Source organism: Zestosphaera sp. (genome assembly GCA_038727705.1).
Lineage (GTDB): Archaea > Thermoproteota > Thermoprotei_A > Sulfolobales > NBVN01 > Zestomicrobium.
On sequence record JAVYVJ010000001.1, the window covers coordinates 287,991 to 313,577 of the forward strand.

The 25,587-nt window shown below is 51.2% G+C and carries 25 protein-coding genes and 2 tRNA genes; 18 read left to right on the top strand and 9 right to left on the bottom strand.

Annotated elements, in window-relative coordinates:
• Window positions 1-4 precede the first annotated feature (4 nt).
• Together QW772_01505 and QW772_01510 are read right to left on the bottom strand one after the other, a co-directional pair.
• The gene (locus QW772_01505; GenBank protein ID MEM0037597.1) at window positions 5-568 is read right to left on the bottom strand and encodes a 2-oxoacid:acceptor oxidoreductase family protein; all 564 of its coding nucleotides are present in this window, start codon (window positions 566-568) and stop codon (window positions 5-7) included.
• A gap of 261 nt (window positions 569-829) precedes the next feature.
• Window positions 830-922, bottom strand: a tRNA-Lys gene (locus tag QW772_01510).
• 96 nt (window positions 923-1,018) lie between these two features.
• Between QW772_01510 and QW772_01515 the strand changes: the two genes are divergently transcribed.
• Window positions 1,019-1,585: a hypothetical protein gene (locus tag QW772_01515; GenBank protein ID MEM0037598.1), complete on the top strand. Its 567-nt coding sequence runs from the start codon at window positions 1,019-1,021 to the stop codon at window positions 1,583-1,585.
• Window positions 1,569-3,710: a minichromosome maintenance protein MCM gene (locus tag QW772_01520; protein ID MEM0037599.1), complete on the top strand. Its 2,142-nt coding sequence runs from the start codon at window positions 1,569-1,571 to the stop codon at window positions 3,708-3,710. Before QW772_01515 ends, QW772_01520 begins: the two co-directional genes overlap by 17 nt.
• A gap of 212 nt (window positions 3,711-3,922) precedes the next feature.
• Here the strand turns inward: QW772_01520 and QW772_01525 are convergent, their stop codons facing one another.
• The 3 genes from QW772_01525 to QW772_01535 form a co-directional block, all read right to left on the bottom strand.
• Entirely contained in the window at window positions 3,923-4,075 is a 153-nt protein-coding gene (locus QW772_01525) for a hypothetical protein (GenBank protein MEM0037600.1), read from the bottom strand.
• A gap of 118 nt (window positions 4,076-4,193) precedes the next feature.
• Window positions 4,194-4,334, bottom strand: a complete 141-nt coding sequence (locus QW772_01530) for a hypothetical protein (GenBank protein ID MEM0037601.1) — start codon at window positions 4,332-4,334, stop codon at window positions 4,194-4,196.
• A 36-nt stretch (window positions 4,335-4,370) separates the two neighbouring features.
• The gene (locus QW772_01535) at window positions 4,371-4,721 is read right to left on the bottom strand and encodes a DUF134 domain-containing protein (GenBank protein MEM0037602.1); all 351 of its coding nucleotides are present in this window, start codon (window positions 4,719-4,721) and stop codon (window positions 4,371-4,373) included.
• 122 nt (window positions 4,722-4,843) lie between these two features.
• Here QW772_01535 and QW772_01540 point away from each other — a divergent pair, with 122 nt between their 5' ends.
• The 4 genes from QW772_01540 to QW772_01555 are packed head-to-tail and all read left to right on the top strand — an operon-like array spanning window position 4,844 to window position 6,883.
• Window positions 4,844-5,083, top strand: coding sequence for a hypothetical protein (locus QW772_01540; GenBank protein MEM0037603.1), 240 nt, complete (start codon window positions 4,844-4,846; stop codon window positions 5,081-5,083).
• A complete protein-coding gene (locus QW772_01545) occupies window positions 5,070-5,570 on the top strand; it encodes a hypothetical protein (GenBank protein MEM0037604.1) in 501 nt (166 codons plus the stop codon). Before QW772_01540 ends, QW772_01545 begins: the two co-directional genes overlap by 14 nt.
• A 39-nt stretch (window positions 5,571-5,609) precedes the next feature.
• Complete coding sequence (locus tag QW772_01550) at window positions 5,610-6,104, top strand: adenosine-specific kinase (protein ID MEM0037605.1); 495 nt, start codon at window positions 5,610-5,612, stop codon at window positions 6,102-6,104.
• A 32-nt stretch (window positions 6,105-6,136) separates the two neighbouring features.
• Entirely contained in the window at window positions 6,137-6,883 is a 747-nt protein-coding gene (locus tag QW772_01555; protein MEM0037606.1) for a hypothetical protein, read from the top strand.
• Here QW772_01555 and argF read toward each other — a convergent pair.
• Entirely contained in the window at window positions 6,872-7,798 is a 927-nt protein-coding gene (argF, locus tag QW772_01560) for an ornithine carbamoyltransferase (protein MEM0037607.1), read from the bottom strand. The genes QW772_01555 and argF overlap by 12 nt on opposite strands.
• 90 nt (window positions 7,799-7,888) lie before the next feature.
• Here argF and QW772_01565 point away from each other — a divergent pair, with 90 nt between their 5' ends.
• Window positions 7,889-8,524, top strand: coding sequence for a DUF4443 domain-containing protein (locus QW772_01565; protein ID MEM0037608.1), 636 nt, complete (start codon window positions 7,889-7,891; stop codon window positions 8,522-8,524).
• 9 nt (window positions 8,525-8,533) lie between these two features.
• The gene (locus QW772_01570; GenBank protein ID MEM0037609.1) at window positions 8,534-9,235 is read left to right on the top strand and encodes a diphthine--ammonia ligase; all 702 of its coding nucleotides are present in this window, start codon (window positions 8,534-8,536) and stop codon (window positions 9,233-9,235) included.
• A gap of 142 nt (window positions 9,236-9,377) precedes the next feature.
• Here the strand turns inward: QW772_01570 and fen are convergent, their stop codons facing one another.
• Window positions 9,378-10,436, bottom strand: coding sequence for a flap endonuclease-1 (gene fen, locus QW772_01575; protein ID MEM0037610.1), 1,059 nt, complete (start codon window positions 10,434-10,436; stop codon window positions 9,378-9,380).
• Window positions 10,437-10,567: 131 nt separating this feature from the next.
• Between fen and leuS the strand changes: the two genes are divergently transcribed.
• The 3 genes from leuS (at window position 10,568) to QW772_01590 (ending at window position 15,151) form a co-directional block, all read left to right on the top strand.
• The gene (gene leuS, locus QW772_01580; protein MEM0037611.1) at window positions 10,568-13,483 is read left to right on the top strand and encodes a leucine--tRNA ligase; all 2,916 of its coding nucleotides are present in this window, start codon (window positions 10,568-10,570) and stop codon (window positions 13,481-13,483) included.
• Between the two features lie 34 nt (window positions 13,484-13,517).
• The gene (locus tag QW772_01585; protein ID MEM0037612.1) at window positions 13,518-13,769 is read left to right on the top strand and encodes a hypothetical protein; all 252 of its coding nucleotides are present in this window, start codon (window positions 13,518-13,520) and stop codon (window positions 13,767-13,769) included.
• 704 nt (window positions 13,770-14,473) lie between these two features.
• Window positions 14,474-15,151 (top strand): hypothetical protein, encoded by a 678-nt coding sequence (locus tag QW772_01590; GenBank protein ID MEM0037613.1) that lies wholly within the window; start codon window positions 14,474-14,476, stop codon window positions 15,149-15,151.
• Between the two features lie 52 nt (window positions 15,152-15,203).
• On the opposite strand, the gene QW772_01595 is transcribed toward QW772_01590, so the two are convergent.
• Window positions 15,204-15,280: transfer RNA gene (locus tag QW772_01595), tRNA-Lys, on the bottom strand.
• A 112-nt stretch (window positions 15,281-15,392) separates the two neighbouring features.
• Here QW772_01595 and QW772_01600 point away from each other — a divergent pair.
• The 7 genes from QW772_01600 (at window position 15,393) to QW772_01630 (ending at window position 24,450) form a co-directional block, all read left to right on the top strand.
• Window positions 15,393-15,638, top strand: a complete 246-nt coding sequence (locus QW772_01600; GenBank protein MEM0037614.1) for a DNA-directed RNA polymerase subunit H — start codon at window positions 15,393-15,395, stop codon at window positions 15,636-15,638.
• A gap of 6 nt (window positions 15,639-15,644) precedes the next feature.
• Window positions 15,645-19,049 (top strand): DNA-directed RNA polymerase subunit B, encoded by a 3,405-nt coding sequence (locus QW772_01605; GenBank protein ID MEM0037615.1) that lies wholly within the window; start codon window positions 15,645-15,647, stop codon window positions 19,047-19,049.
• Window positions 19,050-19,051: 2 nt separating this feature from the next.
• Window positions 19,052-21,694 (top strand): DNA-directed RNA polymerase subunit A', encoded by a 2,643-nt coding sequence (gene rpoA1, locus QW772_01610; protein MEM0037616.1) that lies wholly within the window; start codon window positions 19,052-19,054, stop codon window positions 21,692-21,694.
• Complete coding sequence (rpoA2, locus tag QW772_01615) at window positions 21,691-23,184, top strand: DNA-directed RNA polymerase subunit A'' (GenBank protein MEM0037617.1); 1,494 nt, start codon at window positions 21,691-21,693, stop codon at window positions 23,182-23,184. The genes rpoA1 and rpoA2 overlap by 4 nt, the downstream gene beginning before the upstream one ends.
• A gap of 5 nt (window positions 23,185-23,189) precedes the next feature.
• Window positions 23,190-23,498, top strand: a complete 309-nt coding sequence (locus tag QW772_01620) for a 50S ribosomal protein L30e (GenBank protein MEM0037618.1) — start codon at window positions 23,190-23,192, stop codon at window positions 23,496-23,498.
• Window positions 23,491-23,934, top strand: coding sequence for a NusA-like transcription termination signal-binding factor (locus tag QW772_01625; GenBank protein ID MEM0037619.1), 444 nt, complete (start codon window positions 23,491-23,493; stop codon window positions 23,932-23,934). The genes QW772_01620 and QW772_01625 overlap by 8 nt, the downstream gene beginning before the upstream one ends.
• A 72-nt stretch (window positions 23,935-24,006) precedes the next feature.
• Window positions 24,007-24,450 carry a 30S ribosomal protein S12 gene (locus tag QW772_01630; protein ID MEM0037620.1) on the top strand — a complete coding sequence of 148 codons (444 nt, stop codon included), beginning with the start codon at window positions 24,007-24,009 and terminating at the stop codon, window positions 24,448-24,450.
• 363 nt (window positions 24,451-24,813) lie between these two features.
• Here QW772_01630 and QW772_01635 read toward each other — a convergent pair whose 3' ends face one another.
• Window positions 24,814-25,320 carry a hypothetical protein gene (locus QW772_01635; GenBank protein MEM0037621.1) on the bottom strand — a complete coding sequence of 169 codons (507 nt, stop codon included), beginning with the start codon at window positions 25,318-25,320 and terminating at the stop codon, window positions 24,814-24,816.
• Between the last annotated feature and the right edge of the window lie 267 nt (window positions 25,321-25,587).

Genomic DNA, 25,587 nt, shown 5'->3' on the forward strand with positions numbered 1-25,587 from the left:
GTGCTCAAGGTCTTACCACCTTAAGTAACTTGAATGACTCGTTAATTAATTGTATATTGGTCTCGGCCAGCCTGCCGGAGAACCTTTCCCTCACAACCTCAACCACTTTATCTAGGGGCACTATGTTGGTTGCGCCTATGAGGGCCCCTATCATCGCAGTGTTAACTATGGGTTGTTTGAAGACCCGCATCGCTATCTCCGTAGCATCTACAGTGGCTACAGAGATCTTCAGGTGTTTAAGGTTTAGCTGCTCAAGTAGATCCCCAGGCTCTCGGGTAGTGTTGGCTATAAGATAGCCGCCTTCCTTCAGTCCTGCGAGGACTTTGGGCGACGACACCATGAACGGATCCAGCACCACTATGGCGTCGGGGTTGGTTATAGGGGTCCGGTCGTAGATGGTCCTTTCATCTATTCTAGTGTAGGCGGTGACCGGGGCCCCCCTCCTCTCGGCGCCGAATTCTGGGAACGCTAGTGCGTAGAGGCCGGCCTTGATGGCGGCTGAGGCAGTTAGATCGGCTGCTGTCACAGCGCCCATACCACCGCGCCCGTGCCATCGAATCTCGAACATTTGTTAGACCCAAGTATATGTTTGGGTGGTAATTATATATTCCATGTTCTCGACATGAAAGTCCGTGTTAGGGCCGCTCTTTACACGTAACCTACGTGAAACTCACCTGCAGTGTTTGTCGTGAGTGGTTGACCTGCAGTGTGTCAGTAACACGAGCCCTCATCACGCATTCAGACGGTGACCGCTCTTCATCCACACCTTAATCAACTTTTTCTCTCACGCCTATTTAACTCGAGCACTCGTTGCTGCGTAATAACGTTGTGGCGGGCCCGCCGGGATTTGAACCCGGGACCTACGGGTTAAGAGCCTCGGCCCGCTGGGGTCCGCCGCTCTACCTGGCTGAGCTACGGGCCCTATCCTTTACATTGATTCGACACGAGTTTTTAAGTGTTTCCTGCTCAAGCGACTCCAAACACCCAACGGGTTTAAATTCTGTGTAGTGAGTAGATAATGCTTGGAGTACGGATGATAAGGTCCCTACTATGTCTGGCGATGTACTACCATGAGCTGAGTCCCGTTAAGGTAGCTGTGTTTAGGGACTTGGGCAGGGTCAGCATTGGCGAGGGCTTCGAGATCCTCACTAAAGGTGTTGAGGCCTCGCTCCCCCTATGGTTGGCGGAGTACTTAAGTAAGGAGGGCCTAGTTGAGGTTAAGGAGAACTCCGTAGGGCCTCAGGACGTAGCCATGGCCCTCATTAACGAGAGGGAGAGTGGGGATTATGAGTTCACGCAACTTAAGCCCAGGTTTTACCCGGAGGTCAAGAGATTGTTGAATAGGGCAAGGGAGGCTTCCGCATCAGACCCTGAGGCCGCCTTGAGTTTAGTGAAGCTTGAGAGCAATTTCGACGACCTGATTCAATATAGGTTAAGGAAAATCATGAAGCTCGCCCTCCTCTCGAAAGAGGATGAGCTGGAGGAGTTCATGGATAAGATCCTGCTTGAGGAGGGAGCTCTCCTGAGGGTGCTGAAGTCGTTGGTCAGCGGGTGGAGGGGTGTTATGTTTGAGCGAAAGCAATAGGGTATCCAGCGTAGACCTCCGTGAGATCGCTGATGAACGTAAGGTGGATGTTGGTTTAATTAAGTCATTCCTGAGCAACTTCAGAGGCAGTGACGGATCCTTTAAGTATAAGGATAGGATAAGGAGGATGATTAGAGAGGGTGGCAGATCCCTCCCGATCGATTATGAGGATCTTGCCGCATATGATGTCAACCTAGTTGAGTTCGTGGAGGAGAGTCCTGACGAGGCCTTTGACGCCTTCAGTAGCGCTATGAAGGAGATAATAAGGGGTGAGTACCCGGAGCATGCGGTCAGGTATGAGAGGTTCCATGCCAGGCTCAGCGGGTGGGTTAGGGCTACGGCGATACGCAGTGTTGCGAGTGAGAACCTCGGTAAGCTGATAGCGGTTGATGGGGTCATAGTCAAGGCGACCCCTCGCAAGAGTAAGCTCTATAAGGCGTTGTTCATTCACGTGCTACCCACAGGTGACGAGCACGAGTTCTGGTGGCCTCCCGGTGAGAAGGAGGAGCTTAAGGAGGACGTGGAGAGGCCTCCGTACTGCCCTATATGTGTGAACGAGCTAGTTGAGGAGGAGCGGGTTAGGTATAGGGGTACCATAAAGTTAGAGCCGGAGAGGTCTAAGTACAGGGACTGGCAGCTAGTGGTAGTCCAGGAGAGGCCTGAGGAGATACCTGCTGGTCAGATACCTAGATCCATTGAGGTTGTTCTCACCGACGACCTGGTCGATGCTGCCAGACCGGGTGATAGGGTGACGGTCGTAGGGGTCGTCAGGTTAGCTAGGTCAAGCAGGTTCAACAGAATCATCTACACTCCGTATATAGAAGCGAATAACGTGATCGTAGCTCAGAGGTTGCTGGAGGAGTTAAGGCTCAGCGCCGAAGATGAAGCTAAGATCTTGGAGATCGCTAGAGATCCAATGATAAGGCGGAAAATAATAGCGAGTATAGCCCCCACAATCTACGGTATGTGGGATGTGAAGGAGGCCATAGCTCTAGCGCTCTTCGGCGGCAATCCTAAGGTAACGCGTGACGGGACTAGGTTGAGAGGGGATATACACGTTCTGATGGTTGGTGACCCGGGAACCGCCAAGTCGCAACTACTTCAGTACGCGGCGAGGATAGCTCCCAGAGGGATATACACCACAGGTAAGGGTTCCAGTGCCGCCGGACTCACTGCAGCCGTAGTTAAGGATAAACAGACCGGCGAGTACTTTCTCGAGGCCGGCGCCATGGTCCTTGCGGACGGTGGGATCGTCGGGATCGACGAGATTGATAAGATGCGTGATGAGGATAGGGTGGCCATTCATGAAGCCATGGAGCAGGGCAGCGTGAGTATAGCTAAGGCAGGCATAGTTGCCAGACTCAATGCCAGGACCACAGTCATCGCTGCGGGGAATCCAAAGAGAGGTAGGTACGTGAGCAGCGAGAGCGTCGCAGAGAACATAGACCTCCCGATAACTATCCTGTCTAGGTTCGATTTAATATTCATAGTGAAGGACCTGCCGGATCTGACGAAAGACACCTCGCTCTCGAGCTATGTTCTGAAGACTCATGAGAAAGCGGGCTATGTGGAGTCGGAACTTCAGCCTGACCTGCTACGCAAGTACATAGCATATGCGAGAAGGTATGTTAGGCCTGAGCTAACTGAGGAGGCTGAGAAGATAATTCAGGAATACTATATAGAACTTAGAAAGAAGAGTGCTGAGAAGGAGGACGCCCCGCTAGCCATAACCACCAGGCAGCTTGAGGCTCTGGTTAGGTTGGCTGAGGCGCACGCCAAGATGAAGCTAAAGAACAAGGTCGAGGCTGAGGACGCTGTTGAGGCAGTGAGGCTAATGAACTCCGTTTTAGAGCATGTAGGGATGGACGTGGAGACGGGAGCTATAGATATAGACCTGATAATGACTGGAAAGCCCAAGAGCATGCGGGAGAAGGAGGTAACGGTTGTCAAGTTAATTAGGGATATACTCAAATCAGGTGAGGAGTGTGTTAAGTACAAGGATCTCCGCAAGAAGATCTCTGATTATGGAATAGATGAGGAAAGCCTCGAGAAGATACTCAGGAACTTAAGGCGGAATGGAGAGATATTCGAACCTAAAGCATCTTGCTACGCGATAACAGATTAATGTAAGGAAGTAATAGCACCAGCACAGGAGTTGATCCTTATTCTTATGCGGGGGCTGCCCGCGCCTGCTGGTCTCTCGGACCTCCTCCAGAAGTCCTCGCTTAAACATGCCTAACGCATCCTCAAATCTAGTAACCCCGCTGACCGGGATGTAGTACACCTCGACGCCTTTCATCACTAAAAAAATCTATTATGTTATGCCCTGATCCACGTTCATGATCTGCGTTGGGGGTTCTCAACTATCTCCAAGACCCTGCAGTCCTTATAGCTGATCTCAGCGAGCGCAAAGTGCAGTGTTCTTCCAAAGTGCGGGTAGACGTACACCAGGTCTTGAGGGATTCTGTAGACTGGAATCGCTACTATCACACAGCCTGACCCCTACTGCTTGCCCTCTCTCAGCTCCTGAAGCCTCTGTTCTATGTCCTTCAGCACTACATCACTTAAGTATTTCCTTACTTCCTCTAAGTACCTGATTTCGCCTTCCTTATCCATCCATGGCAGCGGTGAATAGGGATATGACCACCGACACCAGCTCCTGCCACACCAATGCCCGGGCCTCTTCCAAGGCGGTAGGTGAGCCCATGGTCCATGACCTGGATATAGTTCTCTCCACCACATTCTTCATCACCATTTTGATACTTGTTTCAAAAGTTAATAAGCTTTACGCGCTGACTCTCCCCTCAATATTTTCCCTAGATTTTGAAACTAATTTAAACGGCTTGCCCTCAACGAGGGCCTCAGCTATCTTAACCCTGCATGTCTCAAGTATTCGCCAGAAGGTTGCCTTCGAAACCCCCATCCTTGCAGCAGCCTCGTCTGTTGAGAGTTCGTCCAGGTGTATGAGCTTGAGGGCCTCAACTTCGTAATCATACACCTCCACAAACTCGGTTGGTTGCAAGCCCTTCACAGTCTTGATAGGTAGGTAGAAAACCTCCTCTAGGTTAAGCCTGCTTTTAACACCTACGGGCGGCCTACCCCTGCAACGCCAGGGGCCCCGCATACATCTAGGCATGCATCACCCATCCTCACTAATGATTGAATAACATGCATTATAATCTTTATTGCAGTATCTGTAACCTCGTCGGGTTTTCAAGTTTATAAGCTCTACGTATTAAGTGGTTTTGGGTCGGGTAGATGTGCGAGTTAACTGTGAAGTTGAGCAACGGTAAGGAAGTGGCGGTCACTGAGGAAGTCCTTGATACGGTATACAGGTATATCAGGTTCTCGTTGACTTTGGAGGAGCTGGCACGGGAGCTGGGGCTTGAGAGCTGGGAGGAGGCGTATGACTTCGTGAAGAGGTTCCCGGCTTGGGTGGCTTGGTCACCGCCGTCATTCTTTAGGTACGTCAAGGAGAGACTCTGTGTTGGGCGCTGAGGGGTGCTGGCCTCCGACATACATAGCCACAGTTGAGTACGGTAGGGAGGAGTTCGCTGAAAACGAGTTAGGCGACTCGTTCTTCTATCTAGATCCGGGGATTAAGGTCTGCAGGACGCGGTACGGTGGGGTTCTTCTAATCAAGACCACAGTTACGGACGAGGAATTAGCTGTGAGGCTTCTTACGGTTGCAGTTCCTTCCTCGCTTCGCAGGTTAATGAAGGTGCTCTTCTGTTGCGGGGTCAACGATCTGGTGCCCTGCATTAACGCTAACGTGGAAAAGCTTTCGGGTTTTTCTGCGTCCTCTCTTAGGGTGAGCGAGAGGTCGGGCATCACCAGGAGGTTCATCCGTGAGTTACTTGGGGTGGTCGGTGACAGGGTCTCGGGCAACGGTTCCGGAGGTATATTAAGCGTTGAACCTCTAGAAGATTCGGTGTGCTTCGCTAGGCAGGTCTTTAGTCATATCCCCCATCACGATGGCTTGTAGTTTTAAAACACTGATTAACTTCCTTAATTGGGGGTGAAGATGGGGGAGCTGAAGGGTTTTGAGGTGGTGGACGTTCCCGTCCCTCAAGGCACTAACGTCATATTAGGACACACACACTTCATAAAATCCGTTGAGGATCTATACGAAGCGCTAATCACGTCCTCCACCTCAATTAGGTTTGGTCTAGCTTTCAACGAGGCCAGCGGTGAGAGGCTGGTTAGGAGTGATGGGAATGACGAGGAACTCGTTAAGCTGGCTGAGGAGGTCGCTTTCAGAATAGGCGCTGGACATACCTTCATCATATACATCAAGAACGCGTGGCCTATAAACGTGCTGAACTCGATTAAGAATGTTCAGGAAGTATGTAGCATATACACTGCCACAGCGAACCCTGTCCAGGTTATCGTGGCCACGACCAATCAGGGTAGAAGTGTCGTTGGGGTTGTCGATGGTTATACTGTGGTTGGCGTTGAGGGTGTTGAAAATAAGAGGCATCGCCACGAATTCCTTAGAAAAATTGGTTATAAAAGGTAGGTTTAACCGCACGTAAGCGGGTTGATCAACCATTGCCTGACGCCGTAGTTAGATGCTTGGTCAGGCAGGAGCTCCCGTTGCTTGACGACGTCAAGGTGTCGCTCTATAGAGTGGTTAGGAGTCTATCCTTCGAGGCGTTCGAGAAGGGCATGGATTACATTCAGCAAACCGAGGTAGACGATCTGACCGGATTCGACTATGTAAGGGAGCTCTGCAAGGGCTCAGACGCTGCGGGCGTGACCATGGATAGCTTATCGTTCTTCATGCATCTTAGAAAGTCGCCTCCTTCTCACGTTCAGCTACTTACAGTGCCGTCATTAGTTAAGAGTCTACAAATACTGAAAGTTCTTGAAGGCGATGTAGCGCACGAAGGTTCGGAGCATCGTCAGCAGAGTGGAGATGCCCTAGAAGTCGCCGGCTTCAGGCTGGTGCCGGAGACCATTAAGTTGGAGGAGGATCTGATAGCCTACGACTCGAGCATAGATGGAATTCCAAGCCACAGCTTCCTGGCCTTGAAGGTAGTCGGCGAAGGTGTGGAGAGGGTGATCACCAGAGATGAACTAATTGCTCGTGCCAACAGGTTCAAATCTCGCGCATCACCGAGCACTTCAGTTAAGACCCAGAGGAGGGCGCGTAAAATCCGTAGGAGGAGAAGAGGCGGTAGGAAAGGGAGGGGTAGAGACGTAAGAGCTAAGCCTGGCAGGACCGGGAGGAAGGGAGGAAGAAATGGCAGAAAAAGGGGTGGTTCAGGGATCTCTTCTCGAGGTTCAAAGAAGTAAAGCCAGTATTGCTTTCTGGGCGTGGAGTCTGTTCTCGGCTTGATCCCAGACCACAGACCAGTGACCGTCGATAACCTCATCAACTACCTCCATACCCCTGAGCGCTGGCAGGCAATGCATGAAGATAGCGTCCTTTCTGGCCAGCCTCATCAACTCGGGCGTTACTCTAAACTTGCTCAAGTCCTTCACGCGTCTTTCCCTCTCCGCCTCCTGACCCATGCTCACCCACACATCAGTGTAGACTACGTCGGCAGCCCTTACGGCTTCTTCAGGGCTTCGGACGATCTCAACTGTTGCGCCTGAGGAGGAGGCCTCCTCCTCAGCCAGTTTGAGGATCTCGGGGTTGGGATCGTACCCCTCTGCCGTGCCTATTCTCACGTTAAGCCCTAGCTTGCTAGCCGCCAGGAGTAACGAGTGCGCTACGTTATTCCCTCCATCGCCGACGTACGTCAGGTTTACCCCTTTAAGTCTTCCCTTCTTCTCGTATATGGTTAGCATGTCCCCGACTGCCTGGCAGGGGTGCTCTCTATCGCTCAGGGCGTTTATGACTGGCACTTCTGCATGCTTAGCCAACTCCTCAAGGTCGCTGTGCTTGTAAACCCTGGCAACTATACCGTCGACGTATCTCTCTAACACCCTAGCGGTGTCCGCTATTGTTTCCCCCCTACCCAGCTGGAGTTCCTGCCAGTTAACGGTTATTGGATGTCCTCCTAACTGCACTATGGCTTGCTCGAAACTGATCCTGGTCCTTGTGCTTGGTTTCTGGAATATCATCATAACTGCCTTACCTGCAAGCACAGGTATTACCCTCTCACCGCTGTAGAACCTCTGTTTAAGACTGGAGGCTGTATCTATCACGAACTTCAACTCCTCTGCGGTGAAGTCAGCGACCGATATGAAATCCTTACCCTGCATGCTCCTCAAACTAGCTCACCCTATCTTCTCACATGGGAACCCAAATAAAGTTTATTTAGCTCTTGTTGCGGTAGAATATACTTGAAGGCAATGAGTGAGATAAGATTACTACTTAGGATAGCTGAGGAGAGGGGGGGTGTCAAGCCAGGGTTCTCGCCATACCATGTCTTCAGAGTTCTAGACATGCTTCATCGTCACAGCGTGTGCGGTAGGCATGAACTGATGAAGGAGCTCGGATTGGGGGAGGCGAGCATTAAGACTTTAATAAGTAGGTTAAAGGAGGCAGGTCTTGTCGAGACCTCAAGACCTCATGGCACTAAGTTGACTGAAACGGGTAAGGAGCTAGCTACCAAGCTCAAGCGGCTCATTAAGTTGATCCCGAACCTGGAGTTAAGCGAGATGTGTATGAACTGTAGGGTCTCAGGGATTATCCTTAGTAACGGCTACTCCTACGTGCCTGTAGTGGGGGGCGTGATACTCTTCAGGGACTTGGTCGTTAGGGAGGGGGCTGACGGAGTGCTGATAATCACATGTTCAGGCAGGACCCTCTACCTACCCACGCCCAGCGGGTTTGAGGAAGTGCGTGTTGAGGCCTTGAACCGCTTAGTTGGTGAGTACGGCGTTGGGGACGGTGACTTGATAGTCTTAGGCATGTGTTACAGTCACGACGGCGAGAGGTGCCTTGCAGCAGCTGTGAACACAGTTCTCAAGATTCTAGCGTCTTGAGGTGTTTGGTTGAAGAGTGGGGTTGCGCTATACACAGGAGGTAAGGACTCCCACTATGCATTAATCGAAGCGTTGAGGAGGGGGGTACAAGTTGATCTGCTGATTATAGTTATCCCCGCGGTCACCGATTCATGGATGTTCCACACAGTCAACATAAGTCTATCGCAGCTTCACGCGGACTTAATGGGTCTCAACAAAATAGTTGTCCAAGTCAGCGGTGTTAAGGAACGTGAGGTTCGTGAGATAATTTCATCGCTTAGGGTGCTGGACTTAAACATGAGGTACGACTACATAGTCTCAGGCGCTGTCGCCTCTAAGTATCAGAAGGATAGAGTAGATCTCATCGCTGAGGAGCTCGGTCTGAGGCACATGCCACCCCTCTGGGGCCGCGATCAGGAATCCCTCCTCAACGAGGAGGTTAAGTCCCTAAGCTTCGTAGTGACGGCGATCCAAGCCTACGGACTTAACTTAAGGTGGTTAGGGAGCGTTATCAATGCAGTGCGGGTTAAAGACTTCCTGAGCGATGTTAGAAACGCTTCAGTGAGCCCTGTAGGTGAGGGAGGCGAATTCGAAACATTCGTCGTGACTTCGAGGCTCTTCAGGAGCGGAGGGCTTTACATCAACTCTGCCGAGCTGGTCACATACCCGCAACACGGGCTTGGCTACTACTACATTAAGAAAGCCACTACATATAGTTACTCAAGCTCTTGATATCGCGGCCTGCAAAACCTCAAATCCCCCCAGTGCAAGGCTCCCACCCTGACCTTAAAGGGTCAGGCTTCGGTTGCGAGGTCTATGGATTGGGGTAGTAGAGGCTGTGGAGCATGTCGAGGTGGTTTTCGCTGTCGGAAAGCTATTTCTTAACCCAAGCATCGAGTCCCTTGAGAGATGCTTTAAAACTTTCTCTGTATGCTTTCCTCAACCTCTCTATAGCGCTGTTGACCCTCTCCTCCGAGAAGTCACGTTCATCGACTAGGATTCTCTTTATTGCTTCTGCGTCCGGCTCCGCCCATTTTATCGTGTACGTGCTCGTCACCGGGGGATTGAGGAAGATCTTCCTGATTTCCTCATAGTTGAAGTCTATCTTAACGTTGGGCAGTGTTTTAATTGCGTTATCTAGGGTGCCGTGGGTTTTTATTAGCTTGAAGGCTGTCTTAGGTCCTACACCCTTCACACCGTCAGGGTTGAAGTCTGTTCCCAGAAGTATTGCGATATCCACTAGTTGCTCGCGTGTTACGCCAAGTGATTTTAGGAGGTTATCTAGCTCAATTAATTCAGGTCTTACATCGACATACACTTCCTTGCCCGGCAGCTTACGCTTGCCGCTGATAGTTATGTTCCGCAGAAGTCTAGGGGTGTTGAAGAGTAGAGAGTCGTAGTCCTGGGAAACTGAGGCCCACACGTCACCCTTCCTAGCCATGTGCGCTGCCTGGGCCTCCCCCTCTGACGGGGCGTTGACATAAGGTATGCCCATCGCATTTAATAACTTTCTGGAGTCGTCCACCATCTCCGTCGTCAGTCTGCCTGTAGCTTGAGCATACTTCCTAGCCTCCTCAACCCTCCCCTCGGCTAATGCAGCCTCATACTTCTTGAGGGACTCCTCCCTGATTGCCGTCCTCTCCGCTATCTCCTTAGCCTTCAGCTCGGGCGGCTTCCCGTCGAAGACGTAGACGGGCTTGAGGCCGGACTCAACCAGGTTTATCGTTCTGTAGAAGAGCCCGCTTAGGTGACTGGTTACGCGTCCCCTACCGTCCATCAGCGGCGTCCCGTCGGGCTGCCTTATTGCTGCCAGGAACTGGTGGAGCGCGTTGTAGGCGTCGATAGCGACTGCCTTACCCCTCAGCTCCCTTAAGTCGTTAATAACTTTGACTGCAGGGCTTCCCTCAATTAGCTCCCTCAGGTCGACCCCCAAGCGTCTAGCCCCGCAAGACTTAAACAACTCAAAGTTATTATTTATAATTATTTATAACTAGCGTGTTGCGTTAGTTATTAGGTGAGGAAATCACGGACAGTGAGAGGCAGGAGGACTTCACCTCCTACCTAGTGGACATAGCCCGCAAGTGGTCTAGAGTATGGGCTGAGAGCGGGGTCTACAATGCCGACCCGAAGGAGGGGACTCCCAAGTACTTCCTAACTGCGGCCTTCATGTATCCTAACGGACCAGCGCACGTCGGGCATGCCAGGACATACTTAATCCCTGACATACTGGCCAGGTTCATGAGGGGGATGGGGTATAATGTGCTGTTCCCTATGGGTTTCCACTATACAGGAACTCCCATACTGGCTCTGGCGGAGGGGCTGGCTGCAGGTAATGTGGAGTACGTGAGTAACTTAGCTAAGGTATTTCAAGTCGATCAGCAGGAGCTCGCGAAACTGAAAGACCCTATATCGGTGGCTAGGTTCTTCCACGAGGTCTCTAAGGAGGCTATGAAGCTCTACGGGCTCTCCATAGACTGGAGGAGGGAATTTACTACCATCGACCCTGAGTTCAAGTCGTTTATTCGCTGGCAGTTCAGGAAGCTCCTCGAGTCGGGGTACCTGACTAGAGGGTCTCACCCTGTGGGGTGGTGTCCTCACCACAACATGCCGGTAGGAATGCATGACACGAAGGGCGATGTAGAGCCTGAGATAGATGAAATCTACCTGATAAGGTTTAAGGGCCTTGACGGTTTAGGCTACGTCGTAGCTACCTTGAGACCTGAGACCGTGTTGGGCGTTACCAACTTGTGGATCAACCCTAATGTCAGGTACTGTGTTTCACGCGTGAAGACCCCTAACGGACTCGACACTTGGGTTACTTCATGTGATGCCGCCGAGAAGTTGAGCTTCCAGAGGGCTGTGGAGATCCTCCAGGAGATCGACGGGAGGGAGTTGATAGGCAGGCAGGTTGTGAATCCCCTCACAGGCCGTGTGGTTCAGGTGATTGAGGCCTCGTTCGTCAGTCCCAAGTTTGGGACGGGCGTGGTTATGAGTGTACCGGCGCACGCTCCCTACGATTACGTCGCGCTCAGAGATTACGTGCTCACTAGAGCGGGGGGGACGTGGGAGGGCTTAGAGCCCATACCGCTAATAACTGTGGGGGGCTTCAGTGAGGTACCAGCTAAGGACGTCGTCGAGAGGTTAGGTGTTAAGTCTCAGGAGGATCGTGAGGCACTCGATGAGGCGACTAGAGAAGTTTACCGTACTGAATATGAGTCAGGGGTCATGCGTTCAGACCTTGCTAGACTCGTTATTTCTGAAGTTATTGAAGGGTCCAGGGAGTTTGTTAGTGAGTGGGTTGCAGGCATCCCGGTTAAGGAGGCTCGCGACAGGATTAAGAGGTTCCTCTCGGAGAGCGGCTTCGGAGACTCCATGTATGAGGTAATGAATGCTCCCGTGTACTGCAGGTGCGGCACTGAGATAGTGGTTAAGGTGGTTGAGGATCAGTGGTTCATTAACTACGGCGATCCTGCATGGAAGGAACTGGCTGTCAAGGCTTTGAATATGATGAGGGTAATCCCCGAGGAGGCGAGGACTCAATTCCTCAACACGATTTACTGGCTTAAGGAGAAGGCGTGTACGAGGAGTAGAGGGTTAGGCACTGAGTTGCCTTGGGCGCCAGGCTGGATAATCGAGTCCTTAAGCGACTCCACAATCTACATGGCTTTCTACACAGTCATTCATGGTATAAGAGGTCGCAGGATACCGCCTGAGAAGCTGAGTTACAAGTTCTGGGATTACGTGATGCTAGGTTTAGGCGATGCGGCGGAGTTGGGCAAGGAGCTCGGTCTAGATCCTGAGGTGTTGAGGGATTTGAGGAGGGAGTTTCTCTACTGGTATCCGCTGGACTCGCGTCATAGCGGTAAGGACTTGATACCAAACCATCTGACCTTCTTCATATTCAATCACACCGCCATATTCCCGGAGGCTCTGTGGCCTAAGCAAATAGTGGCTAACGGGTGGGTGCTCATACAGGGGGAGAAGATGGCCAAGTCAAGGGGGAATATATTCCCACTTCACTGGCTGATCAACACCTACTCACCAGACGTGGTGAGGCTGGCCATAGCTTCGGGCGCTGAGGTTGAGAGCGATCTGAATCTTGACATAGACGCTGTAGATGCTATACGCATCAAACTAAGCAGCATCCACAACCTGGTTCTAGAGGTCTTCAAATCCGTGGGGTTAAGCGATGACGTCGGATTGCCTGAGAAGTGGTTGCTTTCTAGGTTTGCGAGGAACGCGGTGGGGGCTTACAGCGATTTAGCCGACGTTAAGATTAGGGCGGCGTGCCTTAAGATCTTCTACAACATACATCAAGACGTCCTGAAATATCTTAAGATGGTTGAGAGACCTTCTAGAGTGTTGAGGGACTTAATGATCTTGTGGCTTAAGTTAATGCATCCAGTAACGCCCTTCATAACTGAGGAGCTGTGGCATAAGATCGGCGTGGAGAGCCTCCTAACTACTGAGAGACTGCCGTCTAGGGAGGAGTTAATGGGGATGATCGACGATGTTGTGGAGTTAGATTACGCGTTCCTAGAGAGGTTCATCGACGACTTGAAGAGCTTGTCAAGGGTTGTCAAGGGCGGTGAGGCCGTCGTGTACGTGGTGCCCAACACGGAGTACAGGCACCTGATTGAGGTTGTGAGGATTCTGAGGGGAGGCGGCCGGATAGGCGATGTAATAAAGTATCTGGTATCCAGCGGTGTAGTTGACTCAAGACATGCTCCCAGAGTAGCCAGAACTCTCGTGGATCTCATAGCCTCATTGCCTCCTGAGTTATTGGATACCATAGTCAGGGTTGGTTCGATAGACGAGTATGCAGTTCTCACTAGGTTCAAGAAATACGTAGAGGATGAAACAGGGGTGAAGATACTGGGCGTGTATAGAGCGGATGACGGTAGCGCGCCGGACTATAACGGGAAAAAGAGGAACGCCCTCCCCCTCAGACCGAGCATTCATATATTGCCTCAGTCTTAGGAATTTACGTTGTAGAGTCTGCTGGTGATGAGGTATGAGGAAATTACTTCGAAGCCTAGCGATCCCGCTTGCACTAATATCCTACGGGCTTCTGGCGATAGTGGCACAACCCCTCATAATTAGGTTCCTGGTATACGTGCTTGCGCTGAGTGATCGGTCCCTACCGATGCAGGTGCTCGGCTTTCTTTTCTATTTAATGCTAAACGCACTCCTGCTATATTTATGGTTTAGACTAACTAAGTTCGTCAAGAATAGGGAGGTATTAAGGAAGGGGTCCTCAGCCTAACAGCAATTCCATGATTTGTTGGAGCTCAGCGCTACAGTGGCTCCTCATCCCCTCAGTCCGCCCGTCGTCGACCTCACAGCCCCAATTTTAAGCCCTGTAGAAGGATAATAAGTGATGGAGGTGGTCTCCCCCAGCAAATTGCTTCAGGCTCTGAATACTTATATAGGATGCTCGTAATTTACATCATGAGTGGAGGGTCCTCTGAGAGGAGGCCTAGTAAAGTATCCCAACACCTATACAAGGCATAGATTAGGGGGCGGATGCTGAATCGTAAGTCAGTGAACCCCCAAACGCCAAGGGAAGAGATCGGTTTCGGTGATGTGTACCTCCGGAACTGAGCCTTGATGAGAAGGCATTTGTCTGAAGCCTCATCGTCATGAGGGAGTTTCATAGTTGAGGGGAGGGTCCTTATCCTTGGGTGCCTCGTGATTGTCGAGCTTAAAAACCCGTGTCGCGGGCGGGTACGGGAGACTTGAGCTGCTATCATCGCGTGGGTTTCTCATCATGCTATCTCAGCGCTTATAGACCCAAATCATCACTTAACTATACGTCGGTGAGGCTATTATACTTCATTATGAGGGGTTGCAGACGACTGAACAGTGCTGAACAATCCTAATAGACCTCCATGAATATAGAAACGGTTGCGGCTGGGCATTTACAAGAGTTAATACCTCCTAGGCATCTCATTATTAGTGTGATGTTGGGTGAGGTGGTACTTAAGCAGGAAGGCACGTGATCTAACGATTAGGGCTGACTCACTACTCGCGCTATCCTCAGCTAGGAAGGTGTTTAAGAACGTCGAGCTCTCCCACACGCTCGGTCTGAGCGAGGCCGCCCTGAGTAAGTACTATCACGGCATCACAGTTCCGGCGACACCTATGGCTGCACGCTTGCTGAGCGTTTTAATGAGCGATGAGTTCGCCAAGAAGTACGTCGGCAGGTTCATGAATAAGATCGGATGGGATTTGAGGAAGGCCTTCACAGAACCTCAGTTCATCAACTTCGTTTCAATGTACCTAAAGTATAAACTCATGGATAAATTACCTGGACTTTTTGTCAACAAATTCCTGTCCCTGCCTGACTACTCTATGAGCATCGCCTCCTACCTGTCCGTATCGCTTGAAATACCTCTAGTCATAACTGCTGAGGAGAACTCAATCATAGGGTTAGAGGCGAGGGGGAGGTCGTATACAGCCCTCCAGAAGGGTGACTACGTAATCTCCATCCACGCTATACTTAACAAGGAAATAGCTGAGTACTTTAGCTACCTGGTCGAAGCCTATAACCTGAAGTACGTGATGGCGCTCTCGCTAATTCTGATGGACGAGGACAGGGTTTCAGAGATACTTAAGTCTCCTATAATATATTACCTGATACCGTAATGCAATCCCCCCAGCTTACAGGACTCTGTTCTTAGATCGTAGAGGTAGATTGTGGCGGGCCCGCCGGGATTTGAACCCGGGACCTACGGGTTAAAAGCCCGCCGCTCTACCTGGCTGAGCTACGGGCCCGTCCAACAGTTATACTTATTAACTCCCTTTAAAACTTTTGTTTTGATAATGTGAGGTTTAAAGCTTAAAATGTGTGTTCTGATTTTCTTGTTTAGCGGGAGAGGGTCGTGATATGGCAGGCGAGAAGTTTAACATATTGGAGCATGAGCTGGTGCCTAAGCATGAGGTTCTGAAACCTGAGGAGGCTGTGGAGGTTCTGAGGTCTCTAGGCGTTAAGCCTGAGCAACTTCCTTACATGAGGGCGTCTGACCCTGTGGCCAGGGCCATAGGAGCTAAGCCCGGCGATATAGTTAGGATTACCCGTAAATCCCCTACAGCCGGCAAGATCATTGTTTACAGGTTTGTTATAGCCGGGTGATCATGTATGGAGGATCCTGTAAAGATCGATAAGGAAGTACGTTGGCTACTCATTGAGTCCTTCCTGAAGGAGAAGGGCCTAGCAAAGCAGCACCTCGACTCCTATAATGAGTTCGTTACTTCAGGAGTTAAAAAGATCGTTAAGGAGTTGGGCAGGATAGACATAGCTCACCAGAAGATATACATGGAGGTTCTTGACATCAGGGTCGGCGAGCCGGAGGTCAGGGAAATCGAGGGTGCAGTTATACGTGGGCTCGAGAACTTAAACCCCACCATCGCCAGGATCCGTAACCTGACTTATAGCGCGCCAATGTTCCTCAAGATCGTAATTCATGAGGACGGGTTTGAGTACATTGAAGACAATGTCCCGCTCGGATACCTGCCAGTCATGATTAGGTCTGTCCTGGATCCCACGAGCAGGCTGAGTAAGGAGGAGTTGATTAAGTATGAGGAGGACTGGAGGGATCCCGGCGGCTACTTTATAATCAACGGTTCGGAGAGAGTTATAGTCGGCCAAGAGGATTTAGCCCCTAACAGGGTATTTGTTGACTACGGCAAAGAGGCTTCCTCAATAACCCATACCGCCAAAGTGATCTCAGCGTCGGCAGGCTACAGGGTTCCAATAATACTTGACCGGCTGAAGGACGGGACTCTGGTCATCAACTTCCCGTCAATACCCCAGAAGGTGCCGTTCGCGGTTATGATGAGGGCCTTAGGCCTTGAAACGGACATGGAGATAGCTCTCGCAGTATCGCCGGATCCTGAGATCCAGAAGGAGCTGATTCCGTCCCTATACGCTGCTAGGGAGATTAAGAAGCATGTAGAGGCGTTAGATTACCTAGCCTCAAGGGTTACCATAGGAATAACAGATCCTGATGCTAGGCGTAACAGAGTCCTCCAGATACTTGATCTGTACTTCATGCCTCACTTAGGTAACACGCCGAACGCTAGAATCCTGAAGGCTCTATATCTGGGTCAGATGGCCTGCAAGCTGATAGAGTTGATGCTTGGGAGAAGGAAGCCTGACGATAAAGACCACTATGCTAACAGGAGGTTAAGGCTCGCCGGCGACCTGCTCGCCCAGCTCTTTCGGGTCGCTTTTAAGGCCTACGTTAAGGACCTGAGGTACCAGATAGAGAGGTACAGACTGACTAAGGGCAGGAGACTCTCACTAAAGGCGCTTGCTAGACCCGACATAATAACTGAGAGGCTTAACTACGCACTAGCCACAGGGAACTGGGTCGGTAATAGGACAGGTGTGAGTCAGATACTCGATAGAACCAACTGGATCTCAATGCTCAGCCACTTGAGGAGGACCGTGGCCCCGCTGAGTAGGGGACAACCACACTTTGAGGCTCGTGATCTGCATCCAACACAGTGGGGGAGAATATGCCCCTTCGAAACTCCCGAAGGCCCTAACTGTGGTCTCGTCAAGAACTTGGCACTATCTGCCTACGTTACTGCAGGTATTGATGAATCCTTGATCCTCCCATACCTTCAGGAACTAGGGATGATCCCGTTGCTTGAGGCGTACGAGAGGCTCAGGAAGGGCGACGAGGAGTTGGCGGAGGCCATACCCAACTATGCTAAGATATTCCTCAACGGCACTTTGATAGGTTACTACCCCGGCGAGGACGCGTCCGAGCTGGTTAGGAGCCTGAGGAAGCTGAGGAGGAGTGGTAAGCTACATCATGAGGTGAACATCTATTACGGCAGAAGCGAGTACATCAACGAGGTTCACGTCAATTGCGACAGCGGCAGAGTTAGAAGGCCGCTGCTCATCCTTGAGGAGGGTAAGCTCAAGATCTCCGGCGAAGTTGTTGAGAAGCTCCGTGCCGGTAAGCTGTCATTCAGTGACTTAGTGAGCATGGGCGTGGTCGAGTACTTAGATGCTGAGGAGGAGGACAATTCCCTAATCGCGTTGGACCCTGAGGACGCAGGTAAAGAGCACACTCACCTAGAGCTATATTCCCCGTCTATCCTGGGGGTCGCTGCAGTTCTTATACCTTACGGTAATCACAATCAGTCACCACGTAATGCTTACGAAGCCGCGATGGCTAAGCAGGCCGTCGGGTTAAACGCCGCCAACTTCCATTTAAGGTTTGACAGTAGGGCCCACTTCCTACATTATCCGCAGAAGCCGGTTGTGCAGACCAGGTTCCTAGACTTGATCGGGTTTAACTCAAGGCCTGCTGGACAGAACTTCGTGGTTGCGATACTGTCGTTCACCGGTTACAACATGGAGGACGCTGTTATAATGAATAAATCCTCGGTTGAGAGGGGGCTCGCCCGATCCACGTTCTTCAGGGAGTACAGCACTGAGGAGCTCCGATACCCTGGTGGGCAGCGGGACATGATAGGCATCCCCGACATCAAGGTTAAGGGTTACAGGGGTAAGGAGAACTACGAATATCTGGATGGTGACGGAATAATACCGCCTGAAGTCGACGTAACGTCTGGCAGGGTCCTAGTGGGCAAGACGTCGCCGCCCAGGTTCCTTGAGGAGTATAAGGAGTTCGGCTTGGCGAGTGAGACTAGGAGGGACTCGTCCGTCAGCCTCAGACACGGTGATAGGGGGATTGTGGACGCTGTGGTGGTGACGGTTGATGGTGAGGGCAATAAGTTCATAAGAGTCAAGGTCAGGGATCTGAGGATACCTGAGATAGGCGATAAGTTCGCGTCTAGACACGGCCAGAAGGGTGTGGTCGGCCTGCTTGTACCTCAGTATGACATGCCGTACACTTTTGACGGGGTGACGCCAGACCTTATAATCAATCCTCACGCACTGCCGTCCAGAATGACGGTGGGTCAGTTGATAGAGTCGATAGCCGGTAAGGTAGGGTCGCTCAGAGGGGGGTTGGTCGATGGGACTCCGTTCTTCGGCGAGAAGTTTGATGATTTGAGGAGGGAGCTCCTCCTCTACGGCTACCCGCAGGACGGCACCGAGCCCATGTATGACGGCAGGACGGGCGAACTCATATCGACCCCCGTCTTCATAGGTGTAGTGTACTACCAGAGGCTCCACCATATGGTCGCTGACAAGTTGCATTCGAGGTCCAGGGGGCCTGTGCAGTTGCTCACCAGGCAGCCGACCGAAGGCAGGGCCAGGGAGGGCGGCTTGCGCTTCGGGGAGATGGAAAGGGACGCCATAATAGGCCATGGAGCACCCGTACTGCTTAAGGAGAGGCTTCTAGACAGTTCGGATAGGTATACAGTATATGTTTGTGAGAAGTGCGGCCTGCTAGGATGGTTCGACAGAAATAAGGGCAGATACGTATGTCCGGTGCATGGCGATGAGGGTAAGTTGGTTCCCGTTGAGGTTTCATACGCGTTTAAGCTGTTGGTACAGGAGATGATGAGTATGTTAATCTATCCGAAGTTAGTACTCAGAGATAGGTTCTCGGGTGATTAGGGATGCCTAACGGAAAGGAGGTCAGAAGCATTAAGTTCGGCATACTCTCGCCTGACATGATACGTAAGATGTCGGTAACGGCTATAGTGACTCCAGACGTCTATGACGAGAACGGCATGCCTGTGAAAGGAGGTGTTATGGACCCTAAGTTGGGCGTCATAGAGCCTGATCAGAAGTGCGAGACATGCGGTAATAAACTCGCTACATGTCCCGGCCATTTCGGTAGCCTAGAACTCGCCAGGCCCGTCATACACATAGGCTTTGTCAAGCACATACACGAGATCCTTAAAGCCACGTGTAGGAAATGTGGTAGACTCAAGCTCCCTGAGGAGGAGGTTGACAGGTACCTGGACCTGCTGGACAGGTTGAAGGATAGGTGGCCTCAGCTAGCTGATTCGCTTTCTGAGCACGTTAAAAGGAGGGCTATGAAGGTCTTCGAGTGCCCGCACTGCGGTGAGAAGCAGTATAGAATACGCTATGAGAAGCCGACTACCTTCATTGAGGAGGGGCCGTTGGGCAAGCTCCCTCCGACATTCATTAGGGACTGGCTGTCAAGAGTTCCGGACAGACACTTGAGGGTAATGGGTTACGATCCGGAGGTATCGCATCCCTCATGGGCTGTGATAACGGTCCTACCCATACCCCCCATAGCCGTCAGGCCCTCCATACTCCTTGAAACCGGCATCCGCGCTGAGGACGACCTGACCCACAAGCTGGTTGACATAATAAGGACTAACGAGAGGCTTAAGGAAGCCATCAACGTTGGTTCGCCGGAGATAATAATAGAGGATCTGTGGGATCTGCTTCAGTACCACATAACTACCTACATAGATAATGAAGTTCCTGGGGTGCCTCCTGCTAAGAGGAGGTCGGGGTCCCCGCTCAGAACCCTGGCGCAGAGGCTTAAGGGTAAGGAAGGACGCTTCAGAAACAACCTATCAGGTAAGCGTGTCGACTTCTCGGCTAGAACAGTCGTCTCACCGGACCCCTACCTGAGCATTAACGAGGTAGGGGTTCCTGTCGAGGTTGCTACGAATCTAACGGTTCCTGTTAGGGTGACGTCATGGAATATAGAGGATATGAGGAAGTACGTTCTCAACGGCCCCTTCAAGTATCCAGGCGCTAATTACGTCATAGAGCCGAACGGGCGTAGGCTGGATCTCAGATACAATAAGGATCTGAAGGCGGTGGCTGAGGGGTTGAAGCCGGGGTTCATAGTTGAGCGTCACTTGATAGACGGTGATATAGTCCTCTTCAATAGGCAACCCTCGCTGCACAGGATGTCGATAATGGGGCACATTGTTAAGGTGTTGCCCGGCAGGACGTTCAGGCTGCATCTAGCCGTCTGTCCGCCCTACAACGCCGACTTCGACGGGGATGAGATGAACCTGCATGTGCCTCAGACTCCTGAGGCTCAGGCGGAAGCCCGCACGCTACTCTTGGTTCAGGAGCACATACTCACGCCAAGGTATGGAGGTCCTATAATAGGCGGTATACAGGACTACATAAGCGGCGGCTACCTCCTCTCCTCGAAAGCAGTCCTGCTGACGAAGGACAGGGTGTCGGATCTCCTGGCAAGTATAAACTACGAAGGCGAGATACCGGAGCCCGCGATCCTGGCCCCTAAGCAGGCGTGGCTTGGGAAGCAACTGATAAGCCTTCTCCTGCCGGAGGACTTCAACTTCACTAAGGAGGCTAAGATCTCCAGCGGCGCGCTTAAATGCACTAGCGAGGAGTGTTTCTGGGACTCGTACGTAATAGTTAAGAAAGGGAAGTTCTTGATGGGCGTCATAGATAAGAACACTATAGGTGCGCAACAGCCTGAGTCAATGCTGCACTACATAGTTAGGGAGTACGGTCCCAGCTTCGGCAGGTCATTCATGGACAGGGTTTTCAGGCTCTTCCTAAGATTCATTGAGATGAGGGGGTTCACAATGACTGTAGACGACATATTGATACCTCCTCGCGCATACAGCGAGATAATGGAGGTCTTTAAGAAGGCGTTGGAGGAGGTTAACAGGACCATAGCACTCTATGAGGAGGGGAAGCTTGAAGTCACTCCTGGCAGGACTCTGGAGGAATCGCTTGAGCTGAAGATTCTTGAGATACTGTCTAAGGCTAGGGACGAGGCGGGCGAGGTCGCGGTGAAGTATCTGGATCCATTTAACAACGTCTTCATAATGGCTAAGACCGGCGCCAGAGGCAGTGCCTTAAACATAACTCAGATGGCTGCCATGCTTGGCCAGCAGTCCGTCAGGGGCGAGAGGATTCACAGAGGATACACCGGCAGGACACTGCCCTTCTTTAGGAAGGGTGATATAGGACCTGAGGCAAGGGGTTTCGTCGTGAGCTCCTTCGTCAAGGGCCTCACACCCATAGAGATGTTCTTCCACGCTGCTGGAGGTAGGGAAGGCCTGGTGGACACTGCGGTCAGGACCTCGCAGAGTGGCTACATGCAACGTAGGCTTATAAACTCTTTGCTAGACGTCGTCGTTGAGTATGACGGTACCGTTAGAAGCACTTACGGCGATTTAATACAGTTCCGCTATGGCGAGGACGGAGTCGACCCCAAGAACACCTCCTTCGGTAAGGCGGTTAACGTTGATAGGGTTGTAAAGAGGCATGTGGGGTGGAGGATTGAATGAGCGGGAAGAAGTCTGGGGGTACTAGGAAGAAGGTGACCTCAAGCAAGAAGAAAGCGGTGGTCAGAGCTAAACCCGCAGTCACGAAGGCCGAGGAAATCCTTGAGAGGGTTTCGGAGCCTTACCGTATTGTGAGCAACGTGCTAAATAAGGTGAGCATACCGTCAGAGCTTGTGGATGAGGTTAGGAGGCAATTAATGAATCTCTACGTCTTCCGTGGTCTCACTAGCGAGGATGAGCTGAGTAGAGAAGCCTTGAGATTTAGGGAAGTGTGTTTTAAAGTGAAGAAGGTCGTGGACTCGGTCAGGGATTACGTGCCTGAATCCATCTACAACGAGATGATGGTCACTCTATTCAGGGTTGACGTTAAGTCAGAGTTGAACGAGTCCGAGCTCGTGGCCATCGTTAATGACTGTGTTAGGACGTATCTGGAGTCCCTGGTGGATCCGGGGGAGCCTGTAGGCACTGTGGCGGCTCAATCTATAGGTGAGCCCGGCACTCAGATGACTTTGAGGACCTTCCACTTCGCGGGGGTCAGGGAACTTAACGTCACGTTAGGCCTTCCTAGGCTGATAGAGCTCGTCGACGCTAAGAGGGTTCCTGAGACCCCCATCATGGAGATACACCTAGATGACGTCCACAAGTATGATGAGATGAAGGCCAGGGAGGTTGCAAGGAAGATAGAGTTGACCGTGCTGGAGAACGTCACAAAGTCTGTTGACATAGACCTCTCTGAGATGAAGCTGTACGTAAGGTTGGATCCCGAGATGCTCTACGATAAGGGCCTCAAGCCGGAGGACGTGGCTAAGACGCTCTCGAGAGGTAAGTCGCTGGTCGACAAGGTATCGTTGTCCAGTGAGTCCCCCGATATGATCATCATTGAGATACCTAGGAACTACAGCGACATAATAAAGGCTCAGAAGTTCAGGGATAGGTTGCTCAAGATCAAGATCAAGGGCATTAAGGGCATTAAGAAGGTGATACTTCAGAAGAGGAGAGACCAGGAATCCGGTAGGGAGTACTACGTTCTTATAACGTCGGGCTCCAACCTCGACGCGGTGCTGAAGGTGGAGGGGGTTGATCCTAAGAAGGTGAGGACTAACAGCGTCCACGAGATTGAGGGTGTGCTAGGGATTGAGGCCGCTAGGGAGGCCCTAATGCGGGAGATAAAGAACACGTTGAACGAGCAGGGGCTAGATGTAGATTTAAGGCATGTGATGTTGGTTGCCGACATGATGACTAAATCCGGTAGCTTGAGGCCTATAGGTAGGCATGGCGTGGTCGGTGAGAAGCCAAGTGTTTTGGCTAGAGCAGCTTTCGAAGTCACTGTTAAGAACTTGTTCGATGCAAGCATCAAGGGTGAGGCCGACCAGGTTGTGGGGGTCGCGGAGAACGTCATAATAGGGCAGCTTGCACCAATAGGTACCGCTTTAGTAGAGCTTAAAATGAATCCAACGAAAATTAAATCCTTGGTGAGAGAGGAGAGCAGGTGATGTGAATGTCGAAGGAAGTATCCCTCGAAACACCTATAAAACTGCTTTTCAAAACGGGTAAGGTGGTGCTTGGATCCAGGAGGGCTGTGAAGGTCATTAAATCCGGCAAGGCCCTGGGCGTCATCGTAGCCAGCAATATACCTAAGCACTTGGCCGAGGACATAACGTACTATTCAAGAATGAGCAACATCAAACTCATTAAATACCCCGGCAGTAGCTATGACTTAGGGGCGATTTTAGGTAAGCCCTTCCCGGTATCGGTGGTCGCGATCCTCGATGCCGGAGAGTCCAGGATCTTAGAGGCGGGTGAGTAGTAGATTGCCTGTCAAGCTGACTGGTGATGAGCTGAAGTACATCGCGCTTCTGGGCGACATCACAGGCGTCACCGCCAGGGACTGTGTGGTGGACGATGAGTCGAACACCTTAATATTCATAGTTCCGCCAGGCACAGCCGGCACAGTGGTCGGGTTTAAGGGCAGGAATGTGAAACAACTGACTAAGATACTTGGGAGGCGTGTAGAGATAGTGGAGTGGGCTGAAACTCTCGAGGACTTCGTGAAGAACTTGTTCCTGCCGGCCAGGGTCGTGAGCGTAAGGTTAAACAAGCTGAGGGACGGCAGGAAGGTTCTGATGGTTAAGGTGGTGCCGGAGGATAAGGGCATCGCCATAGGTAAGGACGGGAAGAACGTCAGTAAGGCAAGGAAGATACTTAAGAGGTATTATGACATAGACTCTGTTTCAGTGTCTTAACAGCTTCGCGGTTCGTCTACATGGAGATAATGCTTAAAAGTAGTGGAGTTACCTATTCTAGGTGGTGGTTGAGTGCCGGGGAGCAAGGCGCCTAAGGGTCTCTACGCTGCCAGGAAGCTGAAGCTTAAGAGGCTCAAATTTAGGTGGAGTCAGCGTGACTTCAGAATACGCATGCTGAAACTCAAGAAAAAGCATGATCCGCTGGAGGGAGCCCCTATGGCGAGAGGCATAGTCTTAGAGAAGGTCGGTATAGAATCACGGCAACCGAATTCAGCTCTGCGGAAGTGTGTTAGGGTGCAACTGGTTAAAAATGGTAAGGTAGTCACGGCCTTCGTGCCTCAGGACGGTGGGGTCACGTTCATAGACGAGCACGACGAAGTCGTCATCGCCGGCATAGGGGGTACCCTGGGTAGATCTATGGGTGATTTGCCGGGGGTTCGGTATAAAGTCATCATGGTTAACGGCGTGTCCCTAGACGCGCTACTAAAGGGCAAGAAACAAAAACCCCTAAGGTAAGACCTTCTAATAGCGGGCTAAGTTAGAATACTTCAAGGTCTTAAGCTGGATTGCAGTGCATTCCTTCAGATAGAGTGATTTAAAGGAAGACGAAGAAGCGTTCATGAAAAACAGGCACTTAGGTTTGAAAGAGCTGGGAAGGATCATCAAATAAATCTTGGGGATTACTTCTTCTCCTTCTTCTTCTTCTCCTCTTTCTTCGGAGGCTGTTGCGCCGCCATTTTTATTTCTCCGGGGGTTTACACCCCCAAGTAAGTTAGGTTAAAGTAGGGTTTAAAAACGTTGCTGTCTCAGGGCGGTACATGGGGGTTTGCTCTCCTAGCTTTCCATGAGTTGTTGTAGACTCAGTATCATGCATTACTGTTACTCGCTTTCATAAGAGTATTCATCGTCAGGGGGGGTGAACCTCCTAGATATCTCTAGGACCTCCGCTGTCACATACGCTGGTTTGTTAAGCAGTATTGAAAGGAATATGGCGTGGCTTGGTATCACGCGTTTCTGAACTGTTATACCGTCCACTCTCATATGTATTGAAGCACTGTACACGCCCTTGCTTACATCGTATGAATCTATGACCACTTTCCTCACAATGTTCCTGAGTTCCCTGAGTCTGGGCGCCAGTAGCAGGAGTATGTCGAATATAGACTCCCTGCCGCCAGCGGTTTCAGCAGGTGTTTCGTCCTCCACTGGGTTGTTCATCTTCTCTATAGCTACTGCTATCTCGCTAGGTATGTTATACAGTGTGAATAGTTCGTTATTCTCTAGGTAGCAGTGGAGTGCCGCCAGATCCATAAGATCCTCTATATCATTCATCACCACCGCTTCAACCCCGACGATCCTGATCAGGTCGTCTCTCCTATCCTTGCTCAAGCAACACCACCTGAGTATGCCTCGGCGGGGCTTCCCCTACTTCGGGTCTCAACCGGCGCTGTTCCCATATATCTTTCCGCCTCTCGCCATGCTGGCGGGCGTAAGACGCTTCTGCACTCTCGTTTGCCTCTAGGTGAGGAGGATTATAAACTTTAGTTCTCTATCTGTAGCATGGCTTACGAGAAGCAAGACGCTACATAGGGACGTCGTGGCTTATCGCCTGTTTTACTAAGTTCAACGCTTGTATATGGGATCCAGCCCTGAGGG